The sequence below is a fragment of the Pseudomonas sp. Y5-11 genome (assembly GCF_022368695.1).
Classification (GTDB): domain Bacteria; phylum Pseudomonadota; class Gammaproteobacteria; order Pseudomonadales; family Pseudomonadaceae; genus Aquipseudomonas; species Aquipseudomonas parakoreensis.
The window spans coordinates 1,430,598-1,441,660 of sequence record NZ_CP058974.1; the positions used below are offsets into that span (position 1 = coordinate 1,430,598).

At 62.0% G+C, this 11,063-nt stretch carries 10 protein-coding genes; all 10 read left to right on the forward strand.

Going from position 1 to position 11,063, the window contains the following annotated elements; translation table 11 throughout:
• Nucleotides 1-86 precede the first annotated feature (86 nt).
• The 10 genes from HXW87_RS29465 (at nt 87) to HXW87_RS06375 (ending at nt 10,967) form a co-directional block, all read left to right on the forward strand.
• On the forward strand, nt 87-212 hold the full coding sequence (locus HXW87_RS29465; protein WP_256198919.1) for a hypothetical protein: 126 nt from the start codon (nt 87-89) through the stop codon (nt 210-212).
• On the forward strand, nt 209-3,148 hold the full coding sequence (gene glnE / locus HXW87_RS06335; RefSeq protein WP_182403532.1) for a bifunctional [glutamate--ammonia ligase]-adenylyl-L-tyrosine phosphorylase/[glutamate--ammonia-ligase] adenylyltransferase: 2,940 nt from the start codon (nt 209-211) through the stop codon (nt 3,146-3,148). The genes HXW87_RS29465 and glnE overlap by 4 nt, the downstream gene beginning before the upstream one ends.
• Nucleotides 3,149-3,458: 310 nt before the next feature.
• Nucleotides 3,459-4,493 carry a lipopolysaccharide heptosyltransferase II gene (waaF, locus tag HXW87_RS06340; protein ID WP_239778599.1) on the forward strand — a complete coding sequence of 345 codons (1,035 nt, stop codon included), beginning with the start codon at nt 3,459-3,461 and terminating at the stop codon, nt 4,491-4,493.
• 1 nt (nt 4,494) lies between these two features.
• Complete coding sequence (gene waaC, locus HXW87_RS06345; protein WP_121183358.1) at nt 4,495-5,556, forward strand: lipopolysaccharide heptosyltransferase I; 1,062 nt, start codon at nt 4,495-4,497, stop codon at nt 5,554-5,556.
• Nucleotides 5,556-6,677 carry a glycosyltransferase family 4 protein gene (locus HXW87_RS06350; protein WP_121183360.1) on the forward strand — a complete coding sequence of 374 codons (1,122 nt, stop codon included), beginning with the start codon at nt 5,556-5,558 and terminating at the stop codon, nt 6,675-6,677. The genes waaC and HXW87_RS06350 overlap by 1 nt, the downstream gene beginning before the upstream one ends.
• Entirely contained in the window at nt 6,678-7,484 is an 807-nt protein-coding gene (gene rfaP / locus HXW87_RS06355) for a lipopolysaccharide core heptose(I) kinase RfaP (RefSeq protein ID WP_047290938.1), read from the forward strand.
• Nucleotides 7,484-8,218, forward strand: coding sequence for a lipopolysaccharide kinase InaA family protein (locus HXW87_RS06360; protein ID WP_095667714.1), 735 nt, complete (start codon nt 7,484-7,486; stop codon nt 8,216-8,218). Before rfaP ends, HXW87_RS06360 begins: the two co-directional genes overlap by 1 nt.
• A complete protein-coding gene (locus tag HXW87_RS06365) occupies nt 8,215-8,967 on the forward strand; it encodes a lipopolysaccharide kinase InaA family protein (RefSeq protein WP_095667713.1) in 753 nt (250 codons plus the stop codon). Before HXW87_RS06360 ends, HXW87_RS06365 begins: the two co-directional genes overlap by 4 nt.
• On the forward strand, nt 8,967-10,418 hold the full coding sequence (locus HXW87_RS06370; RefSeq protein WP_239778600.1) for a lipopolysaccharide kinase InaA family protein: 1,452 nt from the start codon (nt 8,967-8,969) through the stop codon (nt 10,416-10,418). The genes HXW87_RS06365 and HXW87_RS06370 overlap by 1 nt, the downstream gene beginning before the upstream one ends.
• A gap of 213 nt (nt 10,419-10,631) precedes the next feature.
• Nucleotides 10,632-10,967, forward strand: a complete 336-nt coding sequence (locus tag HXW87_RS06375) for a YceK/YidQ family lipoprotein (protein ID WP_239778601.1) — start codon at nt 10,632-10,634, stop codon at nt 10,965-10,967.
• Nucleotides 10,968-11,063: the final 96 nt, after the last annotated feature.

Consider the following 11,063-nt stretch of genomic DNA (forward strand, 5'->3'; position numbering starts at 1 on the left):
CAGAGGAAAGGCTTGTGGCCTCCGACTGCGTTGTGAGAATAATCGTTAAGGTTGGTCGATTACCATCCGAAAAAGGTGAAAGTTTGATGCTGGATGCCAAAGAAGAAGAAATTTCAGCTATTTCTAACTTTTGTTCGACAGTCCTTCGCGTAGCGGGTTTTCATCAAACACTACAAGCGGCCATTTACACGCCGATCAAGGATAGACCATGACCCTGCCCGTGCTTGCCGAACTCCCCGCCATTCTCCTGCCGTTGGTCACTCGATCCGAGCAGTCGTTCCGTACGGCCGTCGCCTCCCTTGAAGGCGATCACGGCTTGTCGACCTGGACACCGGAGCGTTGGGCGCAATTCGCCCGCGTCGGTGCCGCCAGCGATTTCGTCATTGAACAGAGCGTTCGTGACCCTTTGATGTTGCTGTCGCTGGTGCAGTCCGGCGAACTCGACCGGCCGTACGCGCCGGGTGAACTCTGCGCGCAGATTGCCGCCGCCGTGAACACCGCGCAAAGCGAAGATGAACTCGGTCGTGTCCTGCGTCGCCAGCGCGCTCGCCATCAGGTACGAATCATCTGGCGCGACCTGAACCGCCAGGCCGATCTGGTACAGACCTGCCGCGATCTTTCAGACATGGCCGACGCCACCATCGATCAGGCTTATCAATGGTTGTACCGTCGCCACTGCGATCAGTTCGGCACGCCAACCGGTCGGCGCAGCGGTCTGCCGCAACAGATGGTCATCCTCGGCATGGGCAAGCTCGGCGCGGTCGAGTTGAACCTGTCGTCGGACATCGACCTGATCTTCGCCTACCCCGAGGGCGGCGAAACCGTCGGCGTGAAACGCGCGCTGGATAATCAGGAATTCTTCATTCGTCTCGGTCAGCGCCTGATCAAGGCCCTGGATCCGATGACGGTCGACGGCTTCGTGTTCCGCGTCGACATGCGTCTGCGCCCGTACGGTTCGTCCGGCGCGCTGGTGCTGAGCTTCAATGCGCTGGAGCAGTATTACCAGGATCAGGGCCGCGACTGGGAACGCTACGCGATGATCAAGGCGCGGGTGGTGGCCGGCGATCAGACTGCCGGCGCGCAGTTGCTCGACATGCTGCGCCCCTTCGTCTATCGGCGTTATCTGGACTTCTCGGCGATCGAAGCGCTGCGCACCATGAAGCAGTTGATCCAGCAGGAAGTGCGGCGCAAGGGCATGGCCGACAACATCAAACTCGGCTCCGGCGGTATCCGCGAGGTCGAGTTCATTGCCCAGGCCTTCCAGTTGATCCACGGCGGGCGCGACCTCAGCCTGCAACAGCGTCCTTTATTAAAGGTGCTGAGCACGCTGGAAGGGCAGGGCTATCTACCGCCGGCGGTGATCAGTGAGTTGCGCGAAGGTTACGAATTCCTACGTTACACCGAACACGCGATTCAGGCGATTGCCGATCGCCAGACCCAGATGTTGCCGGACGGCGCTCAGGATCAGGCGCGCATTGCCTTTATGCTCGGTTTCGCCGATTGGCAGGCCTTCCACGAAAAGCTGATGTTCTGGCGCGGCCGTGTGGCCTGGCACTTCGCGCAGGTGATCGCCGATCCCGATGAAGAAGAGGGCGCCGACTGCGAGGTGGTGGTCGGTGGTGAGTGGTTGCCGCTATGGGAGGAGGCGCAGGATGAGGAGGCCGCTTGCCGACAATTGGAAGAGGGCGGCTTCAAGGACGCGAGCAAAGCGCTGAAAGCGCTGGCCAGTTTGCGTGGCAGCCCGCAATTGCGCGCGATGCAGCGCCTGGGTCGCGAGCGTCTCGATGCGTTTATTCCGCGTCTGCTGGCTCAGGCGGTGGAACATGACAACCCGGATCTGGTGCTGGAGCGAGTGCTGCCGCTGGTCGAAGCGGTAGCGCGGCGTTCGGCTTATTTAGTCCTGCTGACGGAAAACCCCGGCGCCTTGCGGCGCTTGCTGACGCTGTGCGCGGCCAGTCCGTGGATTGCTGAGCAGATCACCCGTTTCCCGCTGCTGCTCGATGAATTGCTCAACGAAGGTCGCCTGTTCAAGCCGCCCCTGGCGCCAGAACTGGCCGCCGAGCTGCGCGAACGGCTGACGCGGATTCCCGAAGACGACCTCGAACAGCAGATGGAAGCCCTGCGTCACTTCAAACTCGCGCACCGCTTGCGCGTCGCCGCGTCGGAAATCGCCGGCAGCCTGCCGTTGATGAAAGTCAGCGATTACCTGACCTGGCTGGCCGAAGCGATTCTCGAGCAAGTGCTGGCGCTGGCCTGGCGCCAGACCGTGGCCAAGTACGGCACGCCGCTGCGCACCGATGGCAGTTTGTGCGATCCGGGCTTCATCATTGTCGGTTATGGGAAAGTCGGCGGGCTGGAACTGGGGCATGGTTCGGACCTGGATCTGGTGTTCATCCATGACGGTGATCCGCAGGCAGAAACCGACGGGCCGAAACCGATCGATGGCGCGCAGTTCTTCACTCGGCTGGGGCAGCGGATCATTCACTTGCTGACGGCGCAGACCAACTCCGGTCAGTTGTACGAAGTGGACATGCGTTTGCGCCCGTCCGGCGCGTCGGGGCTGTTGGTCAGTTCACTCGGTGCCTTCGAGCGCTATCAGGAAAATGAAGCCTGGACCTGGGAGCATCAGGCGCTGGTGCGGGCGCGGGTGCTGGTGGGCAGTCAGGATGTCGGCCAGGCCTTCGAGAAAGTCCGGGCGCAGGTTTTGGGTAAAGCGCGGGATCTGGCGAAATTGCAACAGGAAGTCAGCGAGATGCGCGCCAAGATGCGCGACAACCTCGGCACCAAGGGCACCGCGGCCGGTACGGCGGCTAATGCCTTCGAGGCCACGGCGCCGTTCGACCTCAAGCAGGACGCCGGAGGTATCGTCGATATTGAATTTATGGTGCAATACGCGGCCCTGGCGTGGTCGCACAGCCACCCGCCACTGCTGCGCTGGACCGATAACATCCGCATTCTGGAAGAGCTGGAACACGAAGGGCTGATGCCCGCCGAAGACGCCAGCCTGTTGCGCGAAGCCTATAAGGCTTACCGCTCCGCCGCCCACCGGCAGGCCTTGCAGAAGGACGCCGGGGTGATTGCAGGCGACCAGTTTGTCGAGGAGCGCCGGCAGGTATTGCGGATCTGGAAAGAGCTGGGGCTAAGCTGAAGCGCGCCAGTGAAGGCAATGAGATTCAAAAGGTGGGAGCGAGCCTGCTCGCGAATGCGGAGTGTCAGTCAATATCAATGCTGAATGGGTCGGCCCTTTCGCGAGCAGGCTCGCTCCCACAGTGACCTGCGGTGAGTCGCAGGTATGTGAACAGATGCAAAACCATGTAGGAGCGAGCCTGCTCGCGATAGCGGAGTAACAGTCGACAGTCATGTTGAAGGTAATGACCCATCGCAAGCAGCGCCGCTCCCTCAGTGATTCTCGAGGCGGGGAGGCGTAAATGCCTCCCCGGTTCGTTTATGGAAACCACATGAATATTCTGATCGTTGGGCCCAGTTGGGTCGGTGACATGGTGATGGCGCAGACACTGTTTCAGTGTCTCAAGCAGCGCCACCCGCAATGCGAAATCGACGTGCTGGCCCCCGAGTGGAGCCGGCCGATCCTTGAGCGCATGCCTGAAGTGCGCAAGGCCTTGAGCTTTCCGCTCGGCCATGGCGCGCTGGAGCTGGCGACGCGTCGGCGCATCGGCAAATCCCTGGCCGGCCAGTACGATCAGGCGATCCTGCTGCCGAACTCGCTGAAGTCGGCGCTGGTGCCGTTTTTCGCCGGCATCAAGAAGCGCACCGGCTGGCGCGGCGAATTCCGCTACGGCCTGCTCAATGACGTGCGCACGCTGGATAAGGAACGTTATCCGCTGATGATCGAGCGCTTCATGGCCCTGGCTTACGAGCCGAACGCCGAACTGCCGAAACCGTATCCACGTCCGAGTTTGCAAATCGATCCGGTGACCCGCGAAGCGGCACTGGCCAAGTTCGGCCTGACCCTCGACCGTCCGGTGTTGGCCCTGTGCCCCGGTGCCGAGTTCGGCGAGTCCAAGCGCTGGCCGTCCGAGCATTACGCCAAAGTCGCCGAAGCGCGGATTCGCGAAGGCTGGCAGGTGTGGTTGTTCGGCTCGAAAAACGACCACGCGGTGGGCGAAGACATCCGCGCACGGCTGATTCCCGGCCTGCGAGAAGAATCGGTCAACCTCAGCGGCAGCACCTCGCTGGCCGAGGCCATCGACCTGCTGTCCTGTGCCGATTCGGTGGTCTCCAACGACTCCGGCCTGATGCATGTCGCGGCGGCGCTGAACCGTCCATTGGTGGCGGTCTACGGCTCGACGTCGCCGGGTTTCACCCCGCCGCTGGCCGAGCACGTGGAAATCGTTCGGCTGGGTCTGGATTGCAGCCCGTGCTTCGACCGTACCTGCCGGTTCGGCCATTACAACTGCCTGCGCCAGCTGATGCCGGACGCGGTCAACGATGCCTTGCAGAAACTGCAGGGCTCTGTGGTCGAGGTTCATTAAGTTGCGGGTATTGCTGATCAAGACTTCATCGCTGGGCGACGTGATTCACGCGTTGCCAGCGCTGACCGACGCGGCCCGGGCCATCCCCGGGATCACGTTCGACTGGGTGGTGGAAGAAGGCTTCGCCGAGATCCCGACCTGGCACCCGGCCGTCGGCAAGGTGATTCCGGTGGCGATCCGCCGCTGGCGCAAGAACCTCTGGCAGACCCTCAAGAGCGGCGAGTGGAAGCGCTTCAAGCAGAGCGTGCGCGCCAGCCAATACGATCTGGTGATCGATGCTCAGGGGCTGTTGAAAAGTGCCTGGCTGACGCGCTACGTCAAAGCCCCGGTAGCTGGTCTCGACAAAGGCTCGGCGCGTGAGCCGATCGCTGCACGTTTCTATGACCGCAAACTGGCGGTGGCCCGTGGGCAGCATGCGGTCGAACGGGTGCGTCAGCTGTTCGCCATCGCCCTTGGTTATGACCTGCCCAAAGGGTTGGGCGACTACGGCCTCAACGTCGAGCGTCTGGTGGAATTGCCGCGCAAGAGTGCCTTTGTGGTGTTCCTGCATGGCACCACGTGGGACACCAAGCACTGGCCGGAAGCCTACTGGCGCGAGCTGACCGAGCGCGTCGGCTATCTGGGCGTCGGGGTCAAGCTGCCGTGGGGCAACCCGCAGGAGAAGGCTCGTGCCGAACGCATTGCCGCCGGTTTCAAGCACGCCGAAGTGTTGCCGAAGCTGAATCTGGCCGGGGTCGGCAAAGTGCTGGCCGGTGCGCAGGCCTGCGTGGCGGTGGACACCGGTCTTGGTCACCTTGCCGCCGCGCTGGATGTGCCGACGATTTCGCTGTTCGGCCCGACCAATCCGGGCCTGACCGGCGCCTACGGCAAGGTGCAGATTCACATGGCCAGTGATTTCCCCTGCGCCCCGTGCCTGCAAAAGAAATGTACCTACCAACCGACTGCGCAGGATGCCCGTCAGTTTGACCTCAAGCGCGAGCAGCCTCTGTGCTTCACGCGTGTAAATCCCGAGCGTGTCGCCAGCCGTCTGAGCACGTTGTTAATGGCTGAGGAGCTGCGCTGATGCAATTGGCTTTTGTCCTGTACAAATATTTCCCGTTCGGTGGCTTGCAGCGCGATTTCATGCGCATCGCCCTCGAATGCCAGAAGCGCGGTCACCAGATCCGCGTCTACACCCTGATCTGGGAAGGCGACGTGCCGCCCGGTTTCGAAGTGCTGGTGGCGCCGGTCAAGGCGTTCTTCAACCATCGGCGCAACGAGAAGCTCAGTGCGTGGATGGAAGCGGATCTGGCCAAGCGTCCGGTGGACCGGCTGATCGGCTTCAACAAGATGCCGGGGCTGGATGTCTACTACGCCGCCGACGGCTGCTTCGAAGACAAGGCGCAGAACCTGCGCCATTCGCTGTACCGCCGCTGGGGCCGCTATCGCCACTTCGCCGAGTACGAGCGCGCGGTGTTCGCCAAAGATGCGAAAACCGAAGTGCTGATGATTTCCGAAGTGCAGCAGCCGCTGTTCATCAAGCACTACGACACGCCGTTGGAGCGCTTCCATCTGCTGCCGCCGGGTATCGCCCAGGATCGTCGACGGCCGGCGGATGCCGACCAGATTCGCGCCGGTTTTCGTGCCGAATTCAACCTCAAGGACGACGAACTGCTGCTGGTGCAGATCGGCTCCGGGTTCAAGACCAAGGGCGTCGATCGCAGCCTCAAGGCGCTGGCCGCATTGCCCGCCGAGCTGAAGAAACGCACCCGGCTGTTTGTAATCGGCCAGGATGACCCCAAATTGTTCCAGATGCAGAGTGCAACTTTGGGTCTGGGCGATAACGTGACGTTCCTCAAGGGCCGCAGCGATATCCCGCGTTTCCTGCTCGGCGCCGATCTGTTGATCCACCCGGCTTACAACGAAAACACCGGTACCGTGCTGCTCGAAGCGCTGGTCGCCGGTTTGCCGGTGCTGGTCAGCGCGGTCTGTGGTTACGCCCATTACATCGCCGAGGCGGACGCCGGGCGCGTGCTGGACGAACCATTCGAGCAGGCGCAACTGACGCAGTACCTGACTGACATGTTGAATGACGACGCTGCACGCGCGGCCTGGAGTCGCAATGGTCTGGCCTTCGCCGAGACGGCCGACCTCTACAGCATGCCGCAGCACGCGGCCGATGTGATTCTGGCGGAGCACGCTTAAATGAAGTTGATGCTGGCTGAACCGTTCAAGAGCCTGTGGGCCGGACGCGACCCGTTCGCCGAAGTCGAAGGCTTGCAGGGCGAGGTCTATCGCGAGCTGGAAGCTCGACGCACGCTGCGCACGGAAGTCGACGGCAACGGATTTTTCGTCAAGATCCACCGGGGCATCGGCTGGGGCGAGATCTTCAAGAACCTGCTGACCGCCAAGCTGCCGGTGCTCGGCGCGGGTCAGGAATGGCAGGCGATCCAGCGTCTGCAGGCAGTTGGCGTGCCGACCATGACCGCTGTGGCTTACGGCGAAAAGGGCAGCAACCCGGCGGATCAGCATTCGTTCATCGTCACCGAAGAGCTGGCGCCGACCGTCAGCCTCGAAGATTTCAGCATCGATTGGGTCAAGAACCCGCCGCAGCCGAAACTCAAGCGCGCGCTGATCGCTGAAGTGGCACGCATGACCGGCATGATGCACCGCGCCGGGGTCAACCACCGCGACTGCTACATTTGCCACTTTCTGCTGCACACCGACAAACCGGTCACGCCGGACGATTTCAAGCTCTCGGTGATCGACCTGCACCGCGCCCAGACCCGTGCAAAGATCACGCAACGCTGGCGCAACAAGGATCTGGCCGCGCTGTATTTTTCGGCGCTGGACATCGGCCTGACCCGTCGCGACAAGTTGCGTTTCCTCAAGGGCTACTTCCAGCAACCGCTGCGGCAGATCCTGGCAGAAGAAGCGCCGCTGTTGAGCTGGCTCGAAGGCAAGGCCAACAAGCTTTATGCGCGCAAACAGCGATACGGGGATGCGCTCTGATGGCGGGTTGGACTCTTGAGCCGCAATACAGCGAACTGAGCGAAGATTTCGGCAGCCTCGAAGCGGTGTTTGCCCTGCAGGGCGAGCGTTTGACCCGTGATCCGCTGTCCGAAGTCATCCGCGTGCAGCGCAACGGCGTCAATTACTACGTCAAGCGCTACGTCGGCGCCGGTAAAGGTTTGCGCCGCTACCTGGGCAAGCCGCGGGTGAAGATGGAGTGGCAGAACCTCAAGCGCTTCGCCAAGTGGGGCATTCCCACGGCAGAAGTGGTGGCCTGGGGCCTGGAGCGGCGGGGCGCGGCGTACAACCGTGGCGCCATGATCACCCGCGAGCTGCCGCGCACCGAAGACCTGTCGGCGCTGGCCGAACGCAACGATCCGAAACTCAAGGATCGCCTGTGGGTTGATGGCATCAGCCGGCAACTGGCCGGCTATACGCGAACCATGCACGACCACCGCTTTACCCATAACGATCTGAAGTGGCGCAACCTGCTGATCGACGATCAGGCGCAGCTGTTTCTGATCGACTGCCCGAACGGCGATTTCTGGCGCGGCTTCTGGCTCAAATACCGGATCACCAAGGATCTGGCCTGTCTCGACAAAGTGGCCAAATATCACCTGTCGAACACCCAGCGCCTGCGCTTCTACCTGCAATACCGCGGACGTGATCGGCTGAATGCCGCCGACAAGAAACGGATTCGCCACGTGGTGAGATTTTTCGAGGGACGCGAATGACTGATTTCCTGGCTGCTGAAGACCGGGCGCTGCTTGAGCGTCATGGCCTCGGCACTTTCGACGCGCTCTGGGCCAAGCAGCTCGAAGCTGTGGACGAACCGAACACCGATGGCGGTGGCTGGAGCAGCGTGTTTCGCCTGGAGCTGGAAGGGCGGGCCTACTATCTCAAGCGGCAGAGCAATTACCTGACCCGCACCTTGCATGCGCCGTTCGGCGAGCCGAGTTTCGCCCGTGAGTTTCGCAATATCAGCCGCTACAACAAGCTGGGGATTCCTGCGCTGCAAGCGGCGTTTTTCGGCGAGCGCAAGGTCAAGGGCGATGTTCAGGCGATCCTGCTGACCCGTGCCCTCGACGGCTGGGATGATCTCGACTCGCTGTTGCAACGCTGGTCCGAGCTGACCTCCGCGCAGCACTCGGCGATTCTCAAGGCCTGTGGACAACTGGCGCGCCAGCTGCACGGCGTGCGTCAGGTGCACGGCTGTTTTTATCCCAAGCACATTTTCTTGCAGGCTGATGGTGATGCTTATCGGGCACAGTTGATCGACCTGGAAAAGACCCGGCCCCTGCTGTTCGGCATGCGCGATCGGGTCAAGGATCTGGAGCCGCTGCTGCGTCGTGCGCCGGAATGGAGCGAGGCGCAATTGCGCGAGTTGCTCGCGGCGTACCTCGATCAGCCCGTCGACAGTTCACTGGTCGACAGCTGGGTTTCGCGCCTGACCGCACGGCGCAGTCGCAAGGAGACCCGTTGATGCGCTTGTCCGAACTGAAAAACGCCGGGCGTGCGCCGAGTCTGCCGTTGACGATCAGCCTCGCTGATGCGGCCGGTCCTGCGGATTTGCAGTTGCTCAGTCTGCTGCGGGTGTTGCCGGGGCAGCGTTATGTCGGCGCCGGGGTCTGGCGCGGTCGGCCGGTGCTGGCCAAGTTGCTGGTGGGCAGCAAGGCTGCGCGGCATTTTCAGCGTGAACTGGCGGGCGTCAAGCTGCTCGCCGAACAAGGCCTGACCACGCCGCTGTTGTTGGCGGATGGCCTGAAGGACGGCGAGGGCGGCTGGCTGCTGTTTGAATTCCTTGAGGGTGCCGAAAGCCTCGGTGATGCCTGGCAGAAGGTCGAATCGCTACCGGTGCTGGCGGACGAGCAATCGGCGGTGCTGGCCGAGGCACTGGGCGCTATCGGTCAACTGCATGGCAAAGGCCTGTGGCAGGAAGATCTGCACCTCGACAACCTGCTGCGCCAGGGCGGCCAGTTGTACTTGATCGACGGTGCCGGGATCTGTGCCGAGACCGCTGGCCAGCCGTTGTCGCGGCACAAGGTGCTGGAAAACCTCGGGGTGTTTTTCGCCCAGTTGCCCAAGTCGCTGGAGCCGTTCACCGAAGAATTGCTGGTGTATTACCTGCTGAGCAACAGCGAGCATGCGCTGCCGCTGGAAGCGTTGCAGAAGCAGATCGCCAAGGTGCGCGCCTGGCGGCTGAGGGATTATCTGATCAAGGTGGGCCGCGAGTGCACATTGTTCAGTGTGCAGCGCGGTGCGTTTGGCTTGCGGGCAGTCCGTCGTGAGGAAGAGGCAGCCATGCTGCCGGTGCTGGATCAAGCCGATGTGCTGCTCGATCAGGGTCATCTGTACAAGACCGGCGGCGCGGCGAGTGTTGGCAAGGTCGAAGTGGCCGGGCGCACGCTGGTGATCAAGCGCTACAACATCAAAGGCTTTGCGCATTGGCTCAAGCGTTTCTGGCGCCCGAGCCGGGCGTGGCATTCGTGGCGTGAAGGCAATCGCCTGGCGTTCCTCGGCATCGCCACACCGAAACCGCTGGCGGTGCTGGAAAAGCGCTTTCTGTGGCTGCGCAGTCGCGCCTATCTGGTGACCGAGTTTCTGCCGGGGCCGGACATCATCGAGCGCTTTGCGCCGTATGTTGAAAGCGGTGCGGCGCCGGAATCCGAGCTGCAGGCGCTGGATCAACTGTTCGCCCGATTGATTGCCGAGCGCATCAGTCATGGCGACTTCAAGGGGCATAACCTGTTCTGGCAGGAAGGTCGCTGGGCGTTGATCGACCTGGATTCGATGTGTCAGCACGGCTCTGTCGGAAGTTTCGCAGCGGCCTATGCACGGGATCGGGCACGGTTCATGCGCAACTGGCCCGAGAGCAGCGCGTTGTATCAGGTGATCGATCAGCGGTTGCCCAAGGATATCTCCAGCGCGGCATGAGCCGCCTTCGCCAGCAGGCTGGCTCCCACATGGGAAAGCATTCCCCTGTAGGAGTGAGCCTGCTCGCGATAGGGCTTTAAAGCCCCAAAAAAATCCGGTTAAGCAACAGCGGACGAACTCCACTGACGTGTCCTACAGCGTCTCCAGAAGCCATGAGCTGTGCCCGTTCCAGCCCCGATGCCAGCTTGCCCTGACCACTTCGGAGGGCAAACCTTGAGCATCCAAAGCGCTGTAACACTGGGCACCTGCGCATGGCTTTTATCCGGCTCCGGCACTGCCGCCTCGGTATGGCAGATGGACGCTGACGTCGCCCGCGACCTGCGCAAACAGAAAACCTACTGCCAGTCGATTCCACGGAGCTACAGCGGGCTGGCGTTCGACTTCTGCGTACTCCACGCGTCCCCAGACCCCTCCGGCGTCCTGGTGCCGTTCGTGCTGCTCGACCTGCCGTTGTCCGGGGTGCTGGATACGGTGGTGTTGCCGTATACGATTTACCGCCAAGCCAGTGACGGCAATCCCGGTATCTATTGGCGCGCGGGCGGTTATTGAGTGTGAAAGCAAGGTTTCACCGGGCCGATTCACCAAGGGCAATTCGCACAGGGTCATTCCCGCCACGTTTACGCTATAATCCCGCCCTTTAGCTGT